The sequence below is a fragment of the Pyxidicoccus caerfyrddinensis genome (assembly GCF_010894405.1).
Taxonomy (GTDB): Bacteria; Myxococcota; Myxococcia; order Myxococcales; family Myxococcaceae; genus Myxococcus; species Myxococcus caerfyrddinensis.
This window is the reverse complement of the sequence record NZ_JAAIYA010000006.1, coordinates 327,989-350,923: the sequence shown is the minus strand read 5'-3', so window position 1 is coordinate 350,923 and position 22,935 is coordinate 327,989. Positions and strand designations below refer to the sequence as shown.

At 70.0% G+C, this 22,935-nt stretch carries 17 protein-coding genes; 13 read left to right on the top strand and 4 right to left on the bottom strand.

The features are described from left to right. Positions 1-44 precede the first annotated feature (44 nt). The 3 genes from G4D86_RS16830 (at position 45) to G4D86_RS16820 (ending at position 4,319) form a co-directional block, all read left to right on the top strand. The gene (locus tag G4D86_RS16830) at positions 45-1,013 is read left to right on the top strand and encodes a hypothetical protein (protein WP_163994866.1); all 969 of its coding nucleotides are present in this window, start codon (positions 45-47) and stop codon (positions 1,011-1,013) included. 150 nt (positions 1,014-1,163) lie between these two features. Next, on the top strand, positions 1,164-2,600 hold the full coding sequence (locus tag G4D86_RS16825; RefSeq protein WP_163994864.1) for a serine/threonine protein kinase: 1,437 nt from the start codon (positions 1,164-1,166) through the stop codon (positions 2,598-2,600). 213 nt (positions 2,601-2,813) lie between these two features. Beyond that, complete coding sequence (locus G4D86_RS16820) at positions 2,814-4,319, top strand: serine hydrolase (protein WP_163994862.1); 1,506 nt, start codon at positions 2,814-2,816, stop codon at positions 4,317-4,319. 43 nt (positions 4,320-4,362) lie between these two features. Here G4D86_RS16820 and G4D86_RS16815 read toward each other — a convergent pair whose 3' ends face one another. After that, positions 4,363-5,058 (bottom strand): AIM24 family protein, encoded by a 696-nt coding sequence (locus G4D86_RS16815; protein WP_163994860.1) that lies wholly within the window; start codon positions 5,056-5,058, stop codon positions 4,363-4,365. An 82-nt stretch (positions 5,059-5,140) separates the two neighbouring features. On the opposite strand from G4D86_RS16815, the gene G4D86_RS16810 reads away from it, so the two are divergent. Beyond that, the gene (locus tag G4D86_RS16810) at positions 5,141-6,610 is read left to right on the top strand and encodes an SMP-30/gluconolactonase/LRE family protein (RefSeq protein WP_163994858.1); all 1,470 of its coding nucleotides are present in this window, start codon (positions 5,141-5,143) and stop codon (positions 6,608-6,610) included. A 787-nt stretch (positions 6,611-7,397) separates the two neighbouring features. Here G4D86_RS16810 and G4D86_RS16805 read toward each other — a convergent pair. Then, entirely contained in the window at positions 7,398-7,631 is a 234-nt protein-coding gene (locus tag G4D86_RS16805; protein ID WP_163994856.1) for a hypothetical protein, read from the bottom strand. 264 nt (positions 7,632-7,895) lie between these two features. On the opposite strand from G4D86_RS16805, the gene G4D86_RS16800 reads away from it, so the two are divergent. The 4 genes from G4D86_RS16800 to G4D86_RS16785 all read left to right on the top strand — a co-directional run bounded on the left by G4D86_RS16800 (position 7,896) and on the right by G4D86_RS16785 (position 12,155). Further along, entirely contained in the window at positions 7,896-9,023 is a 1,128-nt protein-coding gene (locus tag G4D86_RS16800; protein WP_163994854.1) for a hypothetical protein, read from the top strand. Positions 9,024-9,144: 121 nt separating this feature from the next. Then, positions 9,145-10,773, top strand: a complete 1,629-nt coding sequence (locus G4D86_RS16795) for a M57 family metalloprotease (protein WP_163994852.1) — start codon at positions 9,145-9,147, stop codon at positions 10,771-10,773. Positions 10,774-10,840: 67 nt separating this feature from the next. Then, the gene (locus tag G4D86_RS16790) at positions 10,841-11,398 is read left to right on the top strand and encodes a class I SAM-dependent methyltransferase (protein WP_163994850.1); all 558 of its coding nucleotides are present in this window, start codon (positions 10,841-10,843) and stop codon (positions 11,396-11,398) included. A gap of 43 nt (positions 11,399-11,441) precedes the next feature. Continuing rightward, positions 11,442-12,155 (top strand): class I SAM-dependent methyltransferase, encoded by a 714-nt coding sequence (locus tag G4D86_RS16785; protein ID WP_163994848.1) that lies wholly within the window; start codon positions 11,442-11,444, stop codon positions 12,153-12,155. Positions 12,156-12,256: 101 nt separating this feature from the next. Here the strand turns inward: G4D86_RS16785 and G4D86_RS16780 are convergent, their stop codons facing one another. After that, positions 12,257-12,610 carry a hypothetical protein gene (locus G4D86_RS16780; RefSeq protein WP_163994846.1) on the bottom strand — a complete coding sequence of 118 codons (354 nt, stop codon included), beginning with the start codon at positions 12,608-12,610 and terminating at the stop codon, positions 12,257-12,259. A gap of 279 nt (positions 12,611-12,889) precedes the next feature. Here G4D86_RS16780 and G4D86_RS16775 point away from each other — a divergent pair, with 279 nt between their 5' ends. From G4D86_RS16775 to G4D86_RS16755, 5 genes are all read left to right on the top strand, one after another. After that, positions 12,890-15,103, top strand: coding sequence for a mucoidy inhibitor MuiA family protein (locus G4D86_RS16775; RefSeq protein WP_163994844.1), 2,214 nt, complete (start codon positions 12,890-12,892; stop codon positions 15,101-15,103). Position 15,104: 1 nt separating this feature from the next. Further along, on the top strand, positions 15,105-16,715 hold the full coding sequence (locus G4D86_RS16770) for a mucoidy inhibitor MuiA family protein (RefSeq protein WP_163994842.1): 1,611 nt from the start codon (positions 15,105-15,107) through the stop codon (positions 16,713-16,715). Between the two features lie 123 nt (positions 16,716-16,838). Then, positions 16,839-17,897, top strand: coding sequence for a papain-like cysteine protease family protein (locus G4D86_RS16765; protein WP_163994840.1), 1,059 nt, complete (start codon positions 16,839-16,841; stop codon positions 17,895-17,897). Between the two features lie 75 nt (positions 17,898-17,972). Beyond that, on the top strand, positions 17,973-19,313 hold the full coding sequence (locus G4D86_RS16760; protein WP_163994838.1) for a sigma 54-interacting transcriptional regulator: 1,341 nt from the start codon (positions 17,973-17,975) through the stop codon (positions 19,311-19,313). A gap of 220 nt (positions 19,314-19,533) precedes the next feature. Further along, complete coding sequence (locus G4D86_RS16755) at positions 19,534-20,100, top strand: hypothetical protein (protein WP_163994836.1); 567 nt, start codon at positions 19,534-19,536, stop codon at positions 20,098-20,100. Positions 20,101-20,113: 13 nt separating this feature from the next. Here the strand turns inward: G4D86_RS16755 and G4D86_RS16750 are convergent, their stop codons facing one another. Beyond that, complete coding sequence (locus G4D86_RS16750) at positions 20,114-22,849, bottom strand: serine/threonine-protein kinase (RefSeq protein WP_240360295.1); 2,736 nt, start codon at positions 22,847-22,849, stop codon at positions 20,114-20,116. Positions 22,850-22,935 lie beyond the last annotated feature (86 nt).

The window sequence follows — 22,935 nt, the reverse complement described above, 5'->3', positions numbered from 1 at the left end:
CATCCGTGTTGACAGGTTCCGGAGTCCAAGGAGAAAACCCGAGCATGTCCGTCACCCACTCCGTCTTTCTGCGCACAGGGCGACTGCCGACCGCGGCCCAACTCAATGAGGCGCTCGGGAAGGCGAAGATCGCCCTCCGACTCGACCCCAAGTGGAACACTCGCGACGACAGTGGGTTCTGGCCGGCGACGTTCCAGGGTTACGCCGCGGGCTTCGAATGGCTGGTCGAGTCGATTGCTGATGCGGAGCTGGAGGCGAAGGTCCGCAAGCGCGTGGCGAAGCAGGAGCTCGTCGTTTCACTCGTGACGAGAACCGACCCGAATCAGCTCGCGAGTGCGGTGGCCGTGTGGGGTGTGCTCGCTTCGCTCACCGACGGCATTGCGTACGGCGACGAGTCTGGCGATTTCTTCGGGCCAGAGCAGGCTTTGAAGCTGGCGCAAGAGCAGGTCGCCCAACCTCCGCCGAAAGAAAATCCCGCGACACGCATCTCGTACCCACGGACGCTCGATGAGCGGTTGGCGGTGACCGAGGCACGGCGGACTTCGCACAGCCTGTCACTCGACGATGCGCAGCGCCGCTACGTGGTGTTCCTCGACACGAAGTCGATTCCGTCACCGTCGGTTTTCGTCATCACCCGGCGCCTCGAACGTCCAGGGGGAGACTTCAGCGTGCTGGAGCTCGAGGTGAATCAACGACTCATTCACTTCTCGCCGAAAGGGCGTGTCCTGGCTCCGGAATATGTACCCGACTACGCGCCGCTCGCACGGAAGCTCGGTGACACGGAATCCATCTGGCTCGCGCTGCGAAGTGGAGGCCCCATCAGTGCGGCCGCGCTGGCGGCCTTCATTGGAGATGACTCCGCGGCCGTGGCACGACGCCAGCTTGCGATCATCACGCTCGGGCTCATGGGTGGTGAGGCATCGGGAGCGCTGGATGCGCTGCGCGCGATGAAGACGCACCCAGCGATGGGGGCGGACGCAACGCGAGCAATCGAACGCATTGAGGCGCGCTGAAGAACGGCTCGGCGTCACTGTGGCCGGGTGCAGCCGGCGGTGTCGATGGCGAGCAGGCCCTCCGCTTGAGGCTCGAGTTGGAACCTGCCGACCCCGCGAGCAGTCTCGTGGTACGCGGAGCAGACCGCGTACCTCCTCACGAGGCACTTCATGGAACCAGGCCACCTGAATCCGGCAAGTCTGCCCTCCGGGACGCATATCGGGCCGTGGCGTGTGGTGGAGCCGCACGGCCGGGGCGCCTACGGAGTCGTCTATCGCGCCGTGGGGCCGGGGGAGGCGGCGGGCTTCGTGGCCCTCAAGCTGGCCCTGTACCCCGGGGATGCGCGCTTCGCGCGGGAAGCCGAGCTGCTCTCCCGTCTCCACCACCCCGCCGTCCCCCGCCTGCTGGACCACGGCCAATGGCAAGGCCGAGAGGGAGCATCCTACGCCTGGCTGGTCATGGAGCTGGTCGAGGGCGCAACGCTCTATGACTGGGCGCGAGCGCAGCGTCCTTCTTCACGGCAGGTGCTTCAGGTCCTCGCGCGGCTGGCTCGGGCCCTGGAGGCCACCCATGCGGCGGGAGGTCTCCACCGTGATGTGAAGGGCGAAAACGTGCGCGTCCGGCGCGCGGACGGCCAGCCCTTCCTCATGGACTTCGGCTCCGGACACCACCTGGGCGCCGCCACGCTGACGTGGCAGCCGTTTCCTCCCGGTACCTCGGCCTACCGCGCGCCCGAGGCCTGGCGTTTCGCCCTCCGCTCCCGCAGGCCCCCGGCCGTTCCGTATGCGCCAGGGCCCACCGATGACGTCTTCGCCCTGGGCGTCACCGCCTTCCGGCTGATTACCGGGAAGTACCCTCCTTCGACCCACCCGGATGACAAGGACGCCTGGCTCTGGCGCACGGAAGCGCGGAGCGCCTGGCTCCCGCGAGTGTGCAATGTCCGCTGCGCCGAGGAGCTGAGCGCCCAGGTGTCGCGGATGCTCTCGCCCGACCCCGAAGCGCGGGGGAGTGCGCGCGACGTGGCGGAAGCGCTGGAGCAGGCCGCATGGAAGGCGGGGCCCGAGGCGGATGCGCCCCTCTTCACGGGAGACGAGCCCCGGCCCGCGGGACTCTTCCCTCCTCTCCAGCGCGTCACCGTGCGGCCACCTCCTCGCGCGGCGAGGCGGTACGGGTTCACCGCCGCGAGACTGGGAGGCGCACTGGCACTGTGCGCCGCAGGACTGCTGAGCGCCCTGGCCGCCGAGACGCCCGTGACAAGGCTGCTCGCGGAGGAGGACGCCTCGAAGGATGGAGGCACCGTGGCGGTGGGAGACTCCGCCCTGACAGCCCCAGAAGCGCCTGAGGGAGCGCCCTCCGTGTGGTCGGCGGTTTCCGAGAACCTGCCCCCCAGCCCCGTACCCGGGCAGCGCCGCCCGGATGCCAAGGGCCGCTGTCTCGGCAGGCAGCAGGTGGCCATCAATGGCGGCTGCTGGAGGAAGCTGTCAATCACAGACATGAACGACTGTGACGACGGCGCCTATGTGTACCGGGGCGCGTGCTACGTGCCCGCCTACGGGCCCCCGCGTCCCGCCACTTCGGGTCCCACACACCGCGCGGACGGCGGATAGCCACACAGCTCGAGCACGAGGAGGGCCCGGCATGCGGGCCGCTGCTCCATCCATCCAACTTCGACCGGCGACCGCGGGAGGGCCCGTGCCATGGGCGCCCCATTTCTTCGTCATGGTGCTGTCATGCTGCACAGGAGAAGCCGTGCCTCGCGCATCATTTCCGCGCGGACCGGCTCTCCAAGGCTGGAACCCGTCTTCCAACAGGACAGACCGATGCGACTTCCGAAGCAATCATTGCTGCGTCCCGTGGTGGTGATGGTGGCGACGCTCGCCTTGCTCGTGGCGGCGCCAGCGCGGGCGGCGGACGCTCCACGCGCACAGGCGCCAGCCGGGCTGCCGGGCACACCCGCGGGACGGCAGGCCGCGGCGCTGCTCCAGGTGTTCAACGAGGGCGACGGCCCCAAGATGCTCGCCTTCATCCAGGAGCACTACGCGAAGGCGGCCCTGACCCAGCGCCCCGCCGACCAGCACCTTGGCACGTACGGCGAGCTGTGGATGAACACGGAAGGACTGCCCCTCCAGAAGGTGGAGTCGTCGCGCGAGCGCACGGTCATCCTGGTGGCGAAGGACAAGCTGGCCGGTGAATCGGTGCGGCTGCAGGTCGATGTCGAGGCGAAGGCGCCGCACGGCATCACCGCCGTGAAGCTCCAGCCCATCGCGGGCGACAGCGGCCGTCCGCTGAGCGACGAGGAGGTGGCCAGGGCCACGCAGGCCTACGTCGAGAAGCTGGCCGCGGCGGAGGCCTTCTCTGGGACGGTGCTGATCGCGCGGGAGGACAAGCTCATCTACCAAGGGGCGTTTGGCCTGGCGAGCCGAGGCTTTCAGGTGCCCAACCGGCTGGACACGAAGTTCAACCTCGGCTCGATGAACAAGATGTTCACCGCCATTGCCATCGCGCAGCTGGTCGAGGCCGGAAAGCTGTCGTTCCAGGACACGGTGGGGAAGGTGCTGCCGGACTACCCGAACAAGACTGTCGCCGAGAAGGTGACCGTCCATCAGCTCCTCACCCACACGTCCGGGCTCGGCAGCTTCTTCAATGACAAGTACGCCGCGACGGACAAGAGCCGCCTGCGCGAACCCAAGGACTTCCTCCCGTTGTTCATGGATGAGCCCCCCAAGTTCGAGCCAGGGGCGCGCTACAGCTACAGCAACTCCGGCTTCCTCTTGCTGGGGTTGCTCATCGAGAAGGCCTCTGGACAGAGCTACTTCGACTATGTGCGCGAGCACATCTACAAGCCCGCCGGCATGACGAACTCGGACTGCTACGAGCTCGACCGCGATCCGCCAAACCTCGCCGTGGGATACACGAGCCAGGGCCCGGGTGAGCAGGAGAGCCGCAAGCGGGACTGGAACAACCTCTACCTCCACATGGTCAAGGGAGGCCCGGCCGGAGGCGGGTACTCGACGGTCGAAGACCTGTGGCGCTTTTCCCAGGCGCTCCAGGCGAACAAGCTGCTTGGCGCCAAGACCACGCAGCTCGTGACCACGGGCAAGGTGCAGCATCGTCCCGAGGACAAGGACACCAGGTATGCTTACGGCTTCTTCGAGGAGCAGCTCCAGGGAGCCCGCATCATCGGCCACGGAGGCGGCTTCCCGGGCATCAACAGCAAGCTCGATATCTACCTGGGCAAGGGCTACACCGTCGCGGTGATGTCGAACCAAGACCCGCCGTCCGCCGAGCGCGTGGCCCAGCGGATCCGCACGCTGCTCCTGCGGTGAGCCGCCTCCGGCCCGCCGCTCCTATTCCTGTCACCGCGGAGCTTCAGCGTCCGCGGGCCTGGGGGCCCTGCTCCTCGTAGGGCTGCACGACGACGAAGCCGTCACCCTCGAAGTGCATCTGGAACGCCTCGCCGCTTCCTCGGCCCACCAGCGTCCTGAGGTTGATGTCTGTCTTCAGCTCGGGCTCCAGGTTGCCGGACCAGGCCACGGTGGCGTTGGGGTCCGTCACCACGGGCTTGCCCGGCCTGACGCGCAGGGTGAGCGGCTGGCCATGGCTGGTGACGGCCACCATCCCCGTCCCTTCCAGGCGCACGTTGAAGAGGCCACCGGCCATCATCGCCCCCACGCGGCGCATCATCCGGATGTCCCACTGGATGGTGTCCTCGAAGGCGAGCAAATCGTTGCCGTTGACGCTCACCGCCTCGCCTTGCAGTCCGAGGATGGAGATGGTCTTGCCGGAGTCGGCCAGGTACACGCGCCCCACGCCTTCCGCCTTGGTGAGATTGGTTCCCTCGCCGGTGAAGGAGCGCTTGAACCAGCGCCAGAAGCCGTGCTCGAAGGCGCCCTCGCGCCGGAACTTCACGCCGCCCTGATAGGCCACCATGGACCCCGTCTTGGTCCACACCCGCCCGCGCAGGTTGACCTCGAGCATGTACTTGGACTCCAGCTCGAAGACGCCCTGGTTCTGGTCCTTCTGCGCGGTCTCCTGCACGAACTGCTCGAGCGAGTAGCGGCTCATCGTTCTCCCTGGGGTGGAGCCACCATTACGCCCGAGCACCGTCGGGATTGCGAGTCCCTCACAGGGGGCGCTCTTGCCGTGCATGCCGCGTCCCTTCATCGTTGGCACCTCCATGCGCCAGGCTCACTGTCCTCACGCGTCCTTCCGCTGCCTTCCACTCACGGGCCTCGTCCTCCTCCTGCTCGTCGGATGCCGAGGCGGCGCGAGTGGGGCCCAGGCACCCACGGCCGACACCGCTGCTGACGCAGGCGCGCCGCAAGCCGTTGCCCCTGGCGCGTCCGCCACCGAGCCGGGTGCGCCTCCCTCGGCCCGGACGCGCGCCGACCTGGCGCGGACGCGCTGGAGGGAAGCGGCCGCCGCCCGTCGCGAGGGACACCTCGAGAAGGCCCACGCGCTCGCGGCGGAGGCGCAGGCCGCATGGCCGACCCAGGCTGCCTACGCCTACGGGCTCGCCGCGCTGTCGGCCCGCCTTGGCGACGCGACCGCCACCGCGCGCTGGCTCGACGTGAGTGCCGACCTCGGGCTGGGCGTCGACCTCACGCGTGATGACAGCTTCGCCAAGGTCCTCGACTCCGCCCCCGTCCGCGCCGCCGCCGAGCGGCTGGCCCGGAACCTGGAGCCGCTGGCACACAGCCGCGTGGCGTTCCGGCTCGACGAGGCGGACTTCTTCCCCGAGGGCATCGCCTGCGATGCACGGGGGGAGGCGTGCTACGTGACCAGCGTGAGGCACCGCAAGGTGGTGCGCGTCGGGCGCGACGGGCGGGCCACGCAAGTCGTGCCCCCGGGCCAGGACGGAGTGCTGGCGGCGCTCGCCGTGGCCGTGTCGCGCGACGGGCGCACGCTGTGGGTGACGTCGGCCGCCATTCCCCAGATGCAGGGCTTCGCCAAGGCGGATGAGAACCTCGCCTGGGTTCACGCCTTCGACCTCCCGTCAGGCCGGCTCCAGCGGCGCCTTGGCTTCCCCGCCGGAGCGGGGCCGCATGCGCCAGGAGACATCCAGGTCACCTCGAATGGAGAGGTGTTCGTCTCCGACAGCCAGCAGCCCGTGCTCTACCGGGTGCCTGTGACTGGCGACACGCTGGAGGTCTTCGCGAGCGACCCGCTGTTCCGGTCGCCGCAAGGGATGGCGGAGAGCGCGGACGGCCGCAGGCTCTACGTGGCCGACTACTCCCACGGCATCCTGGCCGTGGACAGGGCGAGCCGGAAGGTCTCGGAGGTCACGCCGCCCGCCGGAGGCGCCACGGTGCTCGGAATCGACGGGCTCGCGCGTCACGGCGACACGCTCATCGGAATCCAGAACGGGCTCCAGCCCGCCCGCGTCATCCGCATGCGGCTCGACGAGGACCCGCTGCGAATCCGGGCCGTGGAGCTGCTGGACCGTCACCTCCCGGAGGCGGACCAGCCCACCGTCGGCGCGGTGGTCGGCGATGAGCTGCGCTATGTCGCCAACAGCCAGTGGGAGCACTACGACGACGAGGGTCGGCTTCGCGACGGCGCTGCCCTGGCACCGCCGCTCATCCTCCGGCTCCCGCTGGGTGGAGCATCCCAGTAGGTGCTGGGCGCCAGGCAGCAATTGCCCATACGTCCACAACGCCCCCCGCCGCACAGCGGACAGGGCCCAGGACAGGCGTGTGCCCCACGCGGGTTGCACGCCCGCCAGACCACCGCTCACGATCCTCGAACGCTGGATGCCGCCCCCGGCCCCTCAAAGGACCGGGGTGGCCATCGCGAACCGACGCATTCTCAGAGAATGTGATCGCTGGTGCTGCTCGCTCCTCGCGCTGGGCTCGCGAGCGTTTCTCGCCGCGAGCTCAGTGAGCAGCATCGCAACCGGGCTACTCGTTGGTGCATGGGAGGTAGGCCAGCATGCAGTAGTTCCGCGTCAGCTGCCCGTCCGGGCTCATGATGCCCGGGCAGCAGCGTCCACCTGACGGACAGGGACTATCGACAACGTTGCAAAAGGGACGGCATCCCGGAGCGTACTGGTAGTCAGCGTAGACGCAGACGCCACCGGGGCAACTCGACCCTTGAGGCGCGCCCAGGTTGCATTCGTTGATGGCATCCTCTCGTGTGGTGAGTGGGGACGACTCCTCCTCGGGCATCGAAGTGCCGCCACATCCACTCAGCAACCCCACTGCGCCACACAGCACGCCGATGACCAGCATCACTCGCATGCGCTCTCCTGGGAGACCCCTCGCAATCGAAGGGCGTCCAGCCTATATCAGACTTCGTGATTTCTGGACATCTGGTCTGCCGTTGATGTCGTCCTCGCCCGGTCCGACGAGCACGCTCCCGCAGGCCGCTACGTCGCGTCCGCACCTGAAGTGAACGGCATTGCGTCAGGCTTGCTTGTCCTCGGTAATCCGCACGTGGGCATCGGTCAGATGATAGCCGTGCGTTTCGATGTCATTCAAACACTCGTCGGCGTTCACCCCCGGCGTCACGTTCCCCTTCGTCATCTCGACAACTTTGAAAGGGGTCCATGGCGCGTAGCGGGAAGGAAGGTTTGTTCCTGCCTCATCCCGAGTGAAACCGAAGACGCGTCCCGGACCTCTGAAGATATGAACTTGCATCGATTTCTCCCTGGGTTGCGCTGAGCATAGATTGGAAGTGCCGGTGTCTCCATGACTTCATCGTCGGCACCCTCGTCGTAAAGTCCCATCCGTGACAAGCAAACCCTCCGACCTCACCTGACGCCCCCCGGTACCCGACCGGCCAGGAGCTCCTTTCCGGGTGACAATGCGGTGACGTACTTTCCGTCCGGGGCCCGCGCGCTTGAGTGGTGACGAGCCTTTCGAGTCAGTGGAACGTCGAGCACGAGCGGGAGGGAGCGGGACATGGCTGACGCAAGGGGGAAGCCAGATTGGCAGACGCGGCTGCGGACCCCCAATCAGAGACGACTGGGGCATGGTGTCCTTCTGCTCGTCTGGTGCGCCATTGGCGTCGCGGGCGCGAAGGTCATGATGGATGTGCTCGTCGCGGTGCTCCAGGTGCTCGTGGACCCCGTGCCCATGGGGAGCCGGCAATCGATGACGAATGTCCCGGCCGTGGGGCTGGTGCTCGGTGGACTGCTGCTGGCCGCCGTGCTGACGGGCTGGATGTGGGTGGGTTTCCGCTTCGCGTGGTTCCTGCTGCGCTCGGTCCTGGGCGAGGACCAGCTCGCGATGGACTCGAAAAGCGTGACGTGGCGACGGTGGCGGGTCCCCTGGAGCCAGGTGCACTCCCTGCCGTACTCCGACGTGGCGGCGTTTCCCGAAAGAGTGGGGGACGTCATGGCGCTGCTGCACACCGGGAGGACCGTCGTGCTGGCGTCGCTGGGAACAGTGTCGGAGCTCGAGGAGCTGCGGGAGCGACTGCGTGGACGCTCCGAGCTGGGCGGCACGCCCGCGGTGCTCTCGGATTGCGTCCCGAAGGACCGCGAAGCGGTGTCGGTTCCCGGGGGAGGGGTGGCGCTTCGCCTCCGCCGGGGCGACCCGAGCGATCGCGCCTGGGTGCTGGGCGGCGTGGCGCTCCTGCTCGGGGTGTCAGCGGCCGTCGTGATGTGGCGACAGGGCATCGACGGAGCCAGTGTGGAGGGACCGCTGCTGGCGGTGGCCCTGGCGGGGCTCGCGGGCTGGGTGGGCCTGAAGGCGTGGCCTTCCTTCCAGTCGCGGTGGGAGTGGCAGGTCCGGCCGCGAGTCCTCGACAGGGTCCGGTACCGGATTGGACGTCCCGAGCGTGTGAGCCACCGCGCGAAGTCGCTCGAGGTGCGGAAGGACGAGTCCGAGGATTCTGGGGAGTCGTTCTCCTTGTGGCTGCACACGTCCACGGGCCCCGTGAGGCTGGAGAAAGACTGGTTGCAGCCGGAGCTCATCGACCACCTGGGGCAGTGGCTCGCTCATCGCCTCGAGGTCCCCCTGAATCGACGCGCCATCTCGGACATCCGGCCGAGGAGCAAGTCCTCGCGGCGGCGCCGCACGGGGTGAGGCGGGTCGTGGGCACGCCACGGTGGCGGGAATATCGCGCGCCCCCTTCGTTCTCGATTCGCAGGGGCACATCGAGAACACGGCGCCGAGGCACAGCCTCGAAGCGCGGGGGAATGCTCACATGAAGCTCAGGACTCACACGCGACACCACGGAAGTCGGACGGCGGCAATTGGCGCGGCGGCGCTGGCAATGCTGCTGGGCGGCTGCGGACCGGAGCTGGCCGAGCCCGGCCAGGACCCGGACCACCTCGGCTCCACCGCAGAGCACACCACGGCCTCCTTCGAGGCCTGGCGCGCGAAGCACGTCGTCCCCACTGGAGACGGCCAGTTCCTGGTCGAGGGTGACATGCGCATGCCCGACCTGGCGGCGGTGCGCCAGTACTGGCAGGACTTCACCGAGAACCCCAACGCGCTCTCCGTCTTCCGCGTGGGGGGAGCCGACGCGGCGTGGAACCGGACCGACCGCGGGAACATCACCTACTGCATCCGACCGAGCGACTTCGGCACCGAGTACGACCGCGTGGTCGACTTCATGCAGCGCGCCGCCTCGGGCTGGGAGGCCGCCGCCAACGTGCGCTTCGTGCACGTCGTGGCGGAGGACTCGAGCACCTGCAACCGCAGCAACACCCGCGTCAAATACAACGTCGAGCGCAACTTCGCCTTCACGGGCCTCTCGGCCGGCATGGGCTTCCCCACGTACTCCCGGCCCACCCGGTACCTGGAGCTCGGCCCCACCCACGAATGGACCGATGCGGAGTTCATTGCCGTACTGACCCACGAGTTCGGCCATGCGCTGGGCTTCGTGCACGAGCACGACACCGCGTCGGGCTGCGGCATGGTGACCACCGGCAGCTACCGTCCCCTCACCTGCTACGACGGCCGCGGCGCGATGCACTACCCGTCCGAAGGAGGGTGGCTCGACCCATCCCGCACGCTGAACTTCATCTCGCAGTGGGACGTGGAAGGCGCGCAGTCCCTCTATGAAGCGCCCACCAACGTGCTCGCCACCTCCAGCGGCACGGTGTTCGCCCGCCAGCGCTCGACGGGCAACCTCTACCGGCGCGACGCCAGCGCATGGACGCTGGTGGGCAACCCGGGCCAGGCCTTCGTCGCGGTGGGCAACACGCTCTACGGGCAGGCTCCGGGCCGCGGCGCGCCGGTGAAGTTCGTGGGCACCGGGTGGGTCACCATCGGCGGCCCGGCCGGGCAGATTTTCGCGTGCGCCGGCGCCCTCTGCGGCACCGACCCGACCACCGGCAACGTCGTCCGCTACAACGCCACCACGGGCGTGTGGACGACCATCGGCGGGCCCGGCTCCCGCTTCGCCGCGACCACCACCGAGGTGTTCGGCATCGGCCTCTGGCAGGACGACTACGTCGCGCGCTGGAGCGGCTCGGGCACCGGCTGGTCCATCGTCGGTGGGGGCGCCAGTGAGCTCATCGGCGGTGGCACGAGCATGTACCGGCTCACCAACGTCAAGAACGCCATCCAGCGCTACGACGGCGGCTCGACGTGGACCACCATCGGCGGGACGGGCAGGAGCTATGTCGCGACCGGCGCCAACGTCTACGGGCTGCGGCCGGATGGCTCGTGGGTCATGAAGTACGCGGGCACGCAGTGGAACTCCATCCACGGGCCGGCAACGCGAATCTTCGGCTCGAACGGCTTCCTCTTCGCGACCAACCCCGACGACACCATCGAGCGCTACGAGCCCGCCACCAACACCTGGACGAACCTCGGCAAGCCCTGAGCGTCCTTCCGTCGCCTCGGACATGGTAGGCGGAGGTTCCGTACTCCCCATCTACCCAGGAACAACCATGTCCGAGGAAGACCGGCAGCGGTGGAACACGCGCTACCGCGAGCCGCAGGAAGCCCGGGAGCCCTCCGCCTTCCTGCGCTCGCTCGCGGACCTGCTTCCCGTCACGGGCCGTGCGCTCGACGTGGCGGGAGGCACCGGACGGGAGGCCCTGTGGCTCGCGAGGCGGGGCCTGGACGTCACCCTGCTGGACATCTCGGAGGTGGCGCTGGAGCGGGCCTCCGAGGATGCACGGGCAGCGGGCGTGGGCCTGCGGACGCAGCGTCTGGACGTGGAGGTGGAGCCGCTCCCGCCCGGACCTTTCGATGTCGTGCTCTGCCTGAACTTCCTCTGGCGGCCGCTGTTCGCCGGCTTCCCGAAGGTGCTGGCGCCTGGCGGGCTGCTCGTCTTCGCACAGCCCACCCGGAGCAACCTCCAGCGGCATGCGCATCCCTCCGCCCGCTTCCTGTTGGAGGACGGTGAGCTGCCCGGGCTGCTCCACGGGCTGACGTGCGTCTCGTACACCGAGGGCTGGACCGAAGAAGGGCGTCACGAGGCCCGACTGGTGGCGAGAGCCTGAGGCGGGTGGCGTCACTCCCGGGCACCTCCCGTATACTGGGCGCATGGAAGAGACTCACCGCGCGAGCGCCGAGTTGATTCAATCCCTGCTCATGAACGCGCAGGTGTCCCCGGCAGGCTTCCGCTCGGCCCTCCTCGGTGTTCCTCCCCTGGAGCGGGATGCGTGGGTGAATCAGGTCTTCGGCCTCGACGCGCTTCCCGATGATGGACCCGAGCTGCCACCGGGCTGTGTTCCCTACCTGCCCTGCCCTGTCGATGCGTTGCTCCGACTGGTGGAGTTCGCGGGCGTCCAGGCATCAGACGTCTTCGTCGATGTTGGCGCCGGCCTGGGCCGGGCCGCCGCGCTCGTACACCTCCTGACGGGAGCCTCGGCGATTGGGCTCGAGATTCAGCCCGGGCTCGTCCTCGCGGCACGTGAGCTCACCCGGCGCTTGAACCTCTCGCGCGTCTCGTTCGTCCAGGGCGATGCGGCCTCACTCGCCGGCCACATGGTCATCGGCTCGGTCTTCTTCTTGTATTGCCCCTTCAACGGAGAGCGACTGGCCAAGGTCATGGCCGACCTGGAGCCCATCGCGCGCACGCGAGAGATTCTCGTCTGCACGGTGGACCTCCCCCTCCCGCCGTGTCCGTGGCTCACGCTCGTGTCACCGCCGTCGGAGGACCTCGCGGTGTATCGGGGCACGCCGCTAGGGCTGCCCGAGGGCTGGCCGAGCTGGGGGACACGACGAAGCCTGTCGTCACCTCGCGAGCCCAGGTAGCGATCCTTTGCCCGCCACGCGGAGTCAGGCGGGCTCGAGGCCGCTCCGACGAGGACTCGGAGCGGCCGGGCAACATCAGGCCGCGGGCCCGCGTTGCGGAATCAGAGTGGCGAGCAGGCGGAACAGACGGGCTTGATGAGCTTCCAGCTCCCGCACGTCGTCGGGCCGTCGCCGCTGCGGGGCTGCTGGCAGCACCGCTCGTAGTACGTGCCCGGGAGCCCGAAGCCTCCGCCCGCAACAGTGGCGCAGTTGCCACAGGCCGCGGCCCAGTCCGTCTTGGACTGGATGAAGCCCACCACGGTGGTGGAGCTGGTGCACGAAGGCGTCGAGCCGATGCTCTGCTCGACTTCATCCACCGTCGAAGGCGTCTGTTCCTGGGTCTCCGCCGGACCACAGGCCGAGAGCGCCAACACGAAGCACGAAGCCGACACCCAGCGAATCAACTTCCGAGGCATGACAGGTCTCCTTGAGATTGGGTCAGCCGGTCCCTGGACCGAAGGTCATCCAGGTGCCGGAATCTCCCACCATACCGAAAGAGCGGTTCCACCACCCGACGCCGCTCCGGGGTCAAGGCAGGCCGAGCAGCCGCGCATGGGCGTCTTTCGACATACTGCCCACCTTGACCGAGCGCGAAGCGCCGTGCGTCACCTTGTGGCCACGGACCGTTCCGGAAGAAAGTGGGCGCATGCTGACGGGCGGTGAGCCCTCGGCCCCACCTTTGACCGGGAGCACCGATGCCCGTCGTGGAATCCCGCATCGACACCGTGACGCTCTACCAGCAGGGCGCGCGGGTGACGCGGCTGCTGACGCTGGACTGCCCCGAGGGCCGCGCGCCCGGGGAGCTCGAAATCCCCCGGCTGCCGCTGGCGCTGTTCGACCCCACGGTGCGCGTGCGGGTGCTGTCCACCGGCGGCGACGGCGCGGACGTCACGGCCACGAACGTGCGCGTGGGCCTGTGGCTGCCGCCCCGCGAGGCGCCCCTGGAGACGGTGGACCAGGCCGCGCTTCGCACGCTGCGGCAGCAGGTGCGCACGGTGGAGAGCCACATCCGCCAGCGCCAGTGGGAGCTGAACGTCTTCGGTGGCATCACCGTGCCCCCGCGCCCGAAGCCCGAGGAGGGCAAGCCCCCTCCGGCCTCGCCGCTGGGCGCGCGCATGGCGCTGGAGCAGTTCACCCATGACGGGGCGCAGGCCCGGCTCGCGGAGATGCGCGCCCTGGGCGAGCAGCTCCGCACGCTGCGCGAGGAAGTGGCCGTCCTCGAGCAGCGGCTGGCCCTGGCCTCCACCGCGCGGCAGGTGACGGCCCAGGACCTCTACAAGTCCGTGCACGTGAAGCTGCGCTACCAGGGCGCCGCGCTCTCCCGCGCGAGCCTCTCCGTGGAGTACTTCGTCCCCGGCGCGCGCTGGGCCCCCAGCTACCAGTGCCGCCTGACGCGGGACTGCCGGCAGATGGAGCTGGTGATGCGCGCCCTCATCGGCCAGCACTCGGGCGAGGACTGGAGCGGGGTGAAGCTGGTGCTCTCCACCGCCGCCCCGCTGAGCTGGACGGAGCTGCCGGAGCTGTCCTCCATCCGCATCGGCCGCGCGCAGCCCCCGCCCCCCGCGCGCGCGGGCTTCCGGCCGCCGCCGCAGGGCGCCGCCTCGCTCTTCTCCGACTTCGACCGGGACCAGCAGGCGCTGCTGCGCGCGCTGCCCACGCCCTCGCCCTTCCCGCTTCCCACCCTCAATTCGCCCATGGACCTGGAGAGCCTGGAGCCCCCCGTCCCGTCGGACCCGGACGTCTTCATGAGCGAGGTCATGGCCGACGAAGGGGGCGTGGAGCGGCTCGCCGCCCCGTCGATGAAGGCCTTCGCGGAGCGGGACGCGGAGATGGAGGAGATGGCCGAGGAGCCCATGGCGGTGGCCGCCGGCCCCATGGCCCCTCCTCCTCCCGCGCCCAGCAGGTCCATGATGCCCGCATCCGCCGGGGCACCCGCGCGCCGCAAGGAGATGTCCAAGAAGATGGACCGGGGCGGGCCCGCCTCGGGGGGTTATGGCGCCGGGCCCACGCAGGCCGGCCTGGAGGCGGTGGTCTTCACGCACCTGCGGCTCGCCCCCGCATCGGACGGGGCGCACCGCAACCGGCTCCAGCCCATGGACGCGCGGCGCTTCTACCTGGAGACGCTGGCGCGCTTCCAGGTGGAGGTGACGTTCGACGTCATGGCGGCGGTGGCCGGGGCGGAGGCACGCGCCCAGGGCATGGCCTCCACGCCGCTGCCCGGCGGCACCGCCGACGTGCGGAACGCCTCCAGCCGCTTCGACTTCAGCTACACGGCCGAGGCCACCGTGGACGTCCCCTCGGACGGCGTCTTCCACTCCGTGGCGCTGGGTGCGCGCACCGGTGACGCCAGCGTCCTCTACGTGGCCGTGCCCCGGGAGGACTCGAACGTCTACCGTCAGGCCGAGGTGAACAACCCGCTGCCCGCCCCCATGCTGGCCGGCCCCGCCGAGGTGTACGTGGGCGGCGAGTACGTGCTGTCCACCACCCTGCCCACCGTGGCCCCGCGCGGCAACTTCAAGCTGGGCCTGGGCGTGGAGCAGGCCATCCGCTGCGCGCGCAACACCCGCTACCGCGAGCAGCGCAGCGGCTCCAAAATCGTGGCGACGACGGAGCTGTGGCACGACCTCACCATCGACCTGGCCAACAACCTGGACCGGGACATCACCTGCGAGGTCCGCGAGCGCATTCCCCAGCCCGCGCCCGACGCGGAGGTGGTGGTGGAAGAGGGCACCGTCACCCCCGCGTGGGAGCCCTACACGCAGCAGGAGCGCGGCGCCAAGGCGCTGGAGGGCGGGCGGCGCTGGCGCCTCACCGTGCCGGCCAACCAGACGCAGCAGCTCTCCGCGCAGTACGTGGTGAAGCTGTACGCCAACAACGAGCTCGAGGGCGGCAACCGCCGCGAGGCCTGACATGAGCACCGAGATTCAGACCCAGGGCGTGGAGCGTCAGGAACCCCCGCTGCCCACCGGGGCCACGCGGCTGGACGCGCCGGTGCGCGGCGTGACGTTGCTGGAGGACCGCGCGCAGGTGACGCGCCAGGGCACCGTGCGCGTGCGCGCCGGGCAGAACCGTGTCGTGCTCCCGGGCATCGCGCCCGTGCTGCAGGACGTGTCCCTGCGCGCCGAGGTGCTCTCCGGCCCCGCACGGGTGGCGGACGCCCGCCTCCGCCGGGCCCTTCGCATCCGCACCGCGGACAAGCCCGAGGCGGCCCGCCTCCTGGAGGAGCGGCTGCGCGCGCTTCAGCGCGAGTACGGGCAGGTGCTCGAGGACCAGGTGCGCGGCAGGCTCCGCTTCGAGCGCGTGGGCAACATGCTGGAGTTGGGCGCCGGCGAAATCCCCGAGGACGCCGGCTGGGGCATGGGCACCGCGGCCCAGTGGCAGGACACCTTCGAGTCGATGTTCCGCAGGGCGCGCCAGCTGCGCGAGGACGCACTCCAGGCCAGCTTCACGATGGAGCGGCTGTCGGAGGAGCTGACCGCGGTGGCGCGCCAGCGGCAGGCGATGGACCGCGTGGACCACCAGGTGGTGTCCTGGCTGGAGGCGGACCTGCTGGCCACCGCCGACGGCGAGGTGGAGGTCCGCATCGACTACGTGGTGCCCAATGCCATGTGGCGGCCGCTGCACACGGCACGGCTGGTGGAGGGCGGGCAGGTGCGCTTCACCGCGTCCGCGGCGGTGTGGCAGGACACGGGTGAGGACTGGAAGGACGTGGACCTCCAGTTCTCCACGGCGCGCTCCTCGCTGGGAATCGAGCCGCCGCTGCTGGGCGACGACCTGCTCACGGTGAAGAAGAAGAACGAGACGGTGCTGGTGCAGGCGCGGCAGGTGGCGGTGCAGAAGGCCGGCCTGGGCAGCGCTCCCGCGAAGGGCTCCGCGCCGGCCACCGTGGACCTGCCGGGCGTGGACGACGGCGGCGAGACGCGAAATCTGAAAGCGCCCGGGAAGAACACCGTGCCCTCGGACGGGCGGCCCAACGTGGTGCCGCTGTTCACCTTCGAGGACGCGGCCCGCTCGGAGCTGGTGGCCTTCCCGGAGCTGGAGTCCAAGGCGTTCCTGCGAGCGGTGGCGCGCAATACCTCCGTCAGTCCGGTGCTGGCGGGCCCGGTGGAGCTGCTGCGCGACAACGGCTTCGTGGGCTGGACGCAGACGCTGTTCGTGGCGCCGCAGGAGAAGTTCGAGCTGAGCTTCGGCCCGGACGACGCCATCCGCATCCAGCGCGAGGACAAGAAGCACCGCGAGGAGGTGGACGCGGTGAGCAAGTGGACCGAGCACACCCTGCACCGGCTCATCTACCTGTCCAACCTGTCCGGCGAAGCACGCACCGTCACCGTCACCGAGCGCATCCCCGTGGCGGAAATCGAGCACGTGAAGGTGGAGCTGGACACGAAGAAGACCACCGGCGGGCCCGTGCTCGATGAGAACGGCTTCGTCACGTGGAAGGTGGAGCTGCCCGCCAACGGACACACCACGCTCCACCTCTGGTTCAAGATGTCGATGGCGCCGGGGGTGCAGATTTCCTGAGCGGCCGGATACGGGAAACCCCCGACGCCAGGACGTCCAGGCGCACTCGTACACGCGGCAGGCAACCTTGTGCGCCTTCTCGAGACAATACCTGGGTGGAGTGATGCGAAGAGGAGCGGACCCGTGGGCGTTCACCGTGCAGGTACCCAGCCGTCCGCGACGCAGAATGCCGCCTCGAGCAAGGGCGGCGCGAAGGGCCGCGACTGGCTGAACATCCCCCACATCAATCAGCTCCGCCCGGACGGCGCCAACGAGGGCTACGTCAACGGAGCCTCCTTCTGCGGCCCCGCCGTGGTGGCGATGCTCGCCCGGGGGGCCAACAGGTATCCCGGTCTGAGTGATGCCCGGCTCATCCAGGAGCTCTCCGAGGGCCTGGTGTCCCGGAACGGGACGTCGCCCCAGGACCTGACGAAGATGCTGGAGCGCGTCAACCTCCCCCTGGGCGGCCCGGCGCTGTCCGGTTCCTACTCGGACACCCAGTTGCAACAGCACCTGCGTCAGGGCCACAAGCTCATTGCCCAGGTGGAGTCGGTCAACGCGAAGACGGGGGAGCGGAGCGCGCACTACATCGTGGTGCGCGGGATGACGCCCGACGGCAAGTACCGCATCTCGAATCCGATGGCCAACGGGCCCCAGGTGCTGTCTCCCAACCGGCTCCGTGGCCTCGTGAACCGGGCGCCGCCAGATGGAGGGATGCTCATCCCCGTGGCCCAGCCCCGCAACATCCCCAAGGGCACCGGCGCCGTCACACCCAAGCCCGCGCGGCTGGACACGCCGGGACGGAACGACGGCCCCATGGGCATCATGGCCCGCCGTGAGGCGCGCAACGACTTCAAGCTCGGCATCGACTACGGCGGCCGCGAGGTGCGCCCCGTCGTCAGCTCCGTCAGCCCCATCGGCTTCGGGTCGCACGGCAACTTCTCCATGGACCTGGCCAGCATCGGCCGCGATGCGATGCGCTACGGCTCCAGCCGACCGGTGACCCCGGACCGCTTCTCCGCGGAGGACTTCGCGGGCCGGCTGCTGTGGCTCAAGCGGAAGGGAGAGCCCAAGGCCCTCCACGTCCTGGAGCTCCTCCAGTCCAGCCCCTACCCCAGGGACCAGCGCGTCTTCGCGCGCGTCATGCGGGCGGAGCTGCGCCAGCCCGGCATCGGCAAGAAGATACTCGGCGACCCCTGCTGAGCGGCAGTGCCGGGCTCCGCTCGCCGCGGGTGCCGGGCACACCGCGTGTGCTAGCCTCCAGGCGCTTTGGCATCGGTGCCTCCAGAGGAAGATGAGGAGCTCGCGGGGTCGGAGACCACTCCGCTCGAGCAGGTGCGCGGCCCCACGCGCATCCGCCTGAAGCTCCTGGTCATCTCCGGGCCCGACGTGGGCCGCAGCGTGCCGCTCGAGCCAGGCCAGTACCGGATTGGCTCGTCCCCCTCGTGCGAGATTGCGCTGAGCGACAAGACTGTCTCGCGCCAGCACCTGCGGCTCGAGGTGCGTGAGGACGGCGTGCGGGCCGTGGACGCGGGCTCGCGCAATGGCTCCTTCTGCGAGCAGATGCGCTTCTCCGAGCTCGAGGTCCGCGTGGGCGCGGTCCTCCAGGTGGGCACCACCGAGTTCAAGCTGGTGCCGGAGGAGTCACGCGAGCGCATCATCCCGCCTTCCGCGCGCGAGTCCTTTGGCGCGCTGGTGGGCGACAGCCGGCCCATGCGCGAGCTGTTCACCCTGCTGGAGCGACTGGCGGCGGGGGACGCGGATGTGCTCGTGCAGGGCGAGACGGGCACGGGCAAGGAGCTGTGCGCCGAGGCGCTCCATCAGCAGGGCCGGCGCAGCCAGGGCCCGTTCGTCATCGTCGACCTGGCCGGCGTGGCGCCCTCGCTCATCGAGTCCGAGCTGTTCGGCCATGTGAAGGGGGCCTTCACCGGAGCCCATGGGGAGCGGGCCGGCGCCTTCGAGCGGGCCCACGGGGGCACCGTCTTCCTGGATGAGGTGGGGGAGCTGCCGCTGGAGCTCCAGCCCCGGCTGTTGCGAGTGCTGGAGCGGCGCCAATTGAAGCGGGTGGGCGCCAATGACTACCGCACCGTGGACATGCGGGTGGTCGCCGCCACGCATGTCGACCTGGAAGCCGCGGTGAAGGCCGGCAAGTTCCGCAGGGACTTGTTCCACCGGCTCGCCGTGCTGCGCGTCACCCTGCCCCCCCTGCGCGAGCGGCCCGAGGACCTTCCCCTCCTGGTGGACACGGTGCTGCGGCGCATGAGCAAGCCCCCGGGCGCGCTGTCGGAGCAGACGCGCGCGCTGCTGGCCCAGTACCCGTGGCCGGGCAACGTGCGCGAGCTGCGCAACGTGGTGGAGCAGGTGGTGAACCTGGGCGAGGAGACGCTGCCCGAGCTGACCCCGGACCCGCTCGGGCACTCCGTCGACGCGGGCTCGGCCGGACTGGAGCTGCCCTTCAAGGAAGCCAAGGAGCGGCTCATCGAGGGCTTCGAGCGCGACTACCTCCGGAGCCTGATGGAGCGGTGCGAGGGCAACCTCTCCCGCGCCTCGCGCGAGGCCGGCATCGACCGGTTCTACCTGCGCAAGCTGATGAAGAAGCACGGGCTGGACGCGAACTGAGGCCGGGGTGGCGACTCCAGTCGCCAGGTGGCAACGCGACTCGCCAGGGACGCCCCCCGCCGCCCGGGCCCGAGTGCCCTGCCCCCCGCGCTAAACCCCTGAAGAGACGAGCGCACCTTGTGCCGCAAGCCCGGCGGGTGTGTGGCATGCCCCTCGCAATAGGCATGGGCACACACAACAGCGCTCCTCCGGACGCTGCGAACCTGAAAGGCAAACCCCCATGCGCGCCATCGGCTCCTCCTCTGTCGGCTCCTCCGCTGCTTCCCACGCCCAGCGTTCCTCCTTCGCCACCCGCCAGGGCAACCAGGCCAACCGCATCCAGAAGGGCATCGCTGACGGCTCCCTCACCTCCGAGGAGGCCAGCGGCCTGAAGGCGAAGCAGGCGCAGATCGCGGAAGCGAAGGACCGCGCCATGGCCGATGGCAAGATTGACAAGAAGGAGCGCAAGGAGCTGCGGAAGATGCAGCGGGAGGCCAGCCGCGACATCTTCGAGCAGCGGCACAACGGGTCCGAGGCCCCCGTCGCGCCCGAGCAGCGCGGCTCCAACATCGAAGGCCACCAGACCGGCCAGCGCAACCGCATCCAGAAGGGCATCGGTGACGGCTCCGTCAGCGCCGGCGAGGCCGGCTCCCTGATGGAGCAGCAGACCCGCGTCGCGGAGGCCAAGGGCAAGGCGATGGCCGACGGGACGATTGACGAGGCGGAGTACAACCAGCTCCGGCAGCTGCAGCGCGAGGCCAGCATCAGCATCTTCAACGCGCGCCACAACGACGGCATCCGGGTGTAGTCGTCGCGCCCGCTCAGTGCGGCATGGAACGGTCGGGGGCGCTCTGGGGAACAGGGCGCTCCTTCCGTGCCTCGAGCCAGGCGCTGATGTCCGCCGCCTGCTTCTGCTGGCCCAGCGCCGTGTAGCGCTCCCGGGCCCGCCGCGCCTCCGCGCGGGCCTGCTCCGGCTGCTGGCCCGCGGCCCACAGCGCCTGGGCCAGGGTGAAGCCCGTCTGCGCGAGCGCCTCCGGGTCCGTGTTCTCGTAGGAGAGCGCCTGCCGTAGCGGCCCGATGGCCTCGGCGGGGTGGCCCTGGGCCAGCAGCGTCTTGCCCACGCCATCCAGCGAATAGGAGAGGTCGGGGTGCTCCGCCCCGAGCACCCGCCGCTTGAGCGCCTCGGCCTCGCGGAAGGACTTCAGGGCCTCGTCATGGCGCTTCAGCTGGAGGAAGCACTCGCCCAGTTCGTCCAGGTCGTCCGCCGTGGAAGGGTGCTCCGGCCCGAGCGCGGCCTGGCGGACCGCGAGCGCCGTCCGGGCGTACTCCAGCGCCTGCTCAGGCTCGCCGCTCTCCCGGTACGCCGTGGCCAGCATGCTCCGGCGGATGGCGACCTCGGGGTGCTGAGGTCCCTTGAGTTCCTCCGTGCGCCGCAGCGACTCGCTGAGCATGGCGATGGCATTGGGAAGGTCTCCCAGGCGCAGCGCCGCCAGGCCCAGGGCGTGGCTCACCTTGGCCCGGCGCGGGTCCTCCGGCGCGAGCGTCCCTTCCAGCGCGCGGGCCTTGGAGAAGGAGTCCCACGCCTCCTGGTAGCGCCCGCCGAAGAGGGCGGTGTAGCCCAGGTTCACGTTCAGGTCGAAGGCCGCGAGCGGCTCGCTGCCCACCCGCTCGAGCACGCCTCGCGCCAGGTCGCCCCACCGGCGCGCTTCCTCCGGATGGCCGTTGTTGGCCAGCGCGTAGGTGAAGCGGGTGAGCACCTCCAGGCGCTGCCGGTCCGCGCGGCTCGCCTCGGCACCCTGGAGGGCATGCTCGAACTGGCGCAGGCTCTCCTCCGCTTCGCCCTGCTGGTGAAGCAGCCAGGCCAGCAGGTAGCTCAGCTCGGCCTGGAGCGGGCGCCAGGCGGTGAGGGCCGCCTGGGGCTCCAGCTTGTGCGCCAGCTCCAGCCCCTGGGCATAGCGGCCCGCATCGAGCAGCGCGCGGACCTGGGCGAGCTGCCCGCCGAGTTGCTCGAGGGCGGCGCGGCGCAAGGGGTCGGCGGGCAGCGCGGGCTGCTCGGCCAGGGACTCGATGTCGCGGCACTCCTCGAGTCCCGGGAGCGCGGAGGCGGCATCCACGGCGCGCTCCACCACCTTGCCATCCGCGCTGGTGAGCAGGTCCACCAGCGCGCCCAGGCTCTTGCGGCGACGCTCCAGACACACCATGCGCAACGACAGCAATTCCTCCGTCTGCTCGCCGCGCACGCGGGTGGCCTCGCAGGCCTCGGTGTGCAGGCGGGCCCACCGGCCGGCATAGGCATCCAGCAGCCGCGTCACCCCGTGGGCGCTCTCCGTGGCGAAGGGCTTGCCCGTGGCGCCGAAGGCGGCCTCCAGCTTCTGTCGCGCCCCGGGCCCCCATACAGAAGCCACGAGGGAGTCCGCCCCCGCGCACACCTGGCTCTGGCGGTGGAGGTACAGGCCCAGGCCCGCCGTGGCCGCCGTCAGCAGGCCCAGGGCCGCCAGGGCTCCACGGCGGTTGCTCCGCCGCTGCTCCCAGGCGAGCTCCTCCAGCAGGGCCTCCATGGAAGGGAAGCGGTCCTCCGGGTGCAGGGACAGGCCCCGCATCAGCGCGTTCCGCACCCGGGCGGAGACGCGGGGCTCCGCGGGAGGCACCTTCGCGGTGCCATGAGGCAGCAGCCGCCAGGCCTCCGTGCCAGGGGGCGCCTTGCCCTGGTGTTGAACCGCCTGGGTGGCCGCTTCGACCATGCGCCGGGGCTCCACGGCGTGCTTGCGATACAGCGCCCAGAACAGTGAAGCGCAGAAGCTGAACTGGTCCGCGCGTGCGTCCACGCCGCGGCCCAGGTACTGCTCGGGCGGCATGAAGTGGGGAGTGCCCATCACGAGCCCCGGCTGCGTCAGCGGCGTGGCGGACTGGAGGCTTCCCGCCCGGACCGACAGCGCCTCCTCGTCGAGTCGTGTCGCTTCGTCCTCGTGGGAAAGGGGCGTGAGCCGGGCCAGTCCGAAGTCCGTCACGCAGACGCGGCCGTTGCGGCCCATGAGGACGTTGGCGGGCTTGAAGTCCCGGTGCACCAGCCCCACCCGGTGCGCGGCGAGCAGGCCCTGCCCCGCCTGGAGGAACACGCGCAGCACCTCCTGAGGCGAGGGAGGCGGCTTCTGGCGGGCCCACTCGTGGAGATTCTGGCCCTGGATGAACTCCATGGCGATGAAGACACCGCCGCCCACCGTCCCCACGTCATGCACGGTGATGACGTTGGGGTGGGAGATGCGAGCCATGGCCTGGGCCTCGCGCAGCAGCCCGGCCGCTTCATCCGGGTCGCCGGGGCGGGCCTTGTCCGGGCGCAACAGCTTGAGGGCCACCTTGCGGTCCAGCTCCGGATCATGGGCGGCGTAGACCACGCCCATGCCGCCCTGCCCCACGGGATTGAGGATGAGGTAGCGCTCGACGTGGGTGCCTCGCTCCAGCACGAGCCCGGTGCCCCCGGGAGGGGGCGAGGCGTCGGGTGCGCTGGGGCGTCGCTCCTGGAGTCCCCGCCGGACTGGCGGAGCGGCGGGCTCCGTCACGCCCTCCTCGCCAGGGTGGGCGACGTCTTCATCGGAAGGAGGAGGTCCGCTCATCGCGCCAGCAGCATAAGGGCCGCGGCCCCCCC

Excerpts from the sequence above, each read along its gene's own strand:
- G4D86_RS16810 (WP_163994858.1), top strand. The coding sequence starts at position 5,141 with ATGCCGCGTCCCTTCATCGTTGGCACCTCCATGCGCCAGGCTCACTGT.
- G4D86_RS16780 (WP_163994846.1), bottom strand. The coding sequence starts at position 12,610 with ATGCCTCGGAAGTTGATTCGCTGGGTGTCGGCTTCGTGCTTCGTGTTG.
- G4D86_RS16830 (WP_163994866.1), top strand. The coding sequence starts at position 45 with ATGTCCGTCACCCACTCCGTCTTTCTGCGCACAGGGCGACTGCCGACC.
- G4D86_RS16790 (WP_163994850.1), top strand. The coding sequence starts at position 10,841 with ATGTCCGAGGAAGACCGGCAGCGGTGGAACACGCGCTACCGCGAGCCG.
- G4D86_RS16775 (WP_163994844.1), top strand. The coding sequence starts at position 12,890 with ATGCCCGTCGTGGAATCCCGCATCGACACCGTGACGCTCTACCAGCAG.
- G4D86_RS16770 (WP_163994842.1), top strand. The coding sequence starts at position 15,105 with ATGAGCACCGAGATTCAGACCCAGGGCGTGGAGCGTCAGGAACCCCCG.
- G4D86_RS16795 (WP_163994852.1), top strand. The coding sequence starts at position 9,145 with ATGAAGCTCAGGACTCACACGCGACACCACGGAAGTCGGACGGCGGCA.
- G4D86_RS16805 (WP_163994856.1), bottom strand. The coding sequence starts at position 7,631 with ATGCAAGTTCATATCTTCAGAGGTCCGGGACGCGTCTTCGGTTTCACT.
- G4D86_RS16800 (WP_163994854.1), top strand. The coding sequence starts at position 7,896 with ATGGCTGACGCAAGGGGGAAGCCAGATTGGCAGACGCGGCTGCGGACC.
- G4D86_RS16825 (WP_163994864.1), top strand. The coding sequence starts at position 1,164 with ATGGAACCAGGCCACCTGAATCCGGCAAGTCTGCCCTCCGGGACGCAT.
- G4D86_RS16755 (WP_163994836.1), top strand. The coding sequence starts at position 19,534 with ATGCGCGCCATCGGCTCCTCCTCTGTCGGCTCCTCCGCTGCTTCCCAC.
- G4D86_RS16815 (WP_163994860.1), bottom strand. The coding sequence starts at position 5,058 with ATGAGCCGCTACTCGCTCGAGCAGTTCGTGCAGGAGACCGCGCAGAAG.
- G4D86_RS16785 (WP_163994848.1), top strand. The coding sequence starts at position 11,442 with ATGGAAGAGACTCACCGCGCGAGCGCCGAGTTGATTCAATCCCTGCTC.
- G4D86_RS16820 (WP_163994862.1), top strand. The coding sequence starts at position 2,814 with ATGCGACTTCCGAAGCAATCATTGCTGCGTCCCGTGGTGGTGATGGTG.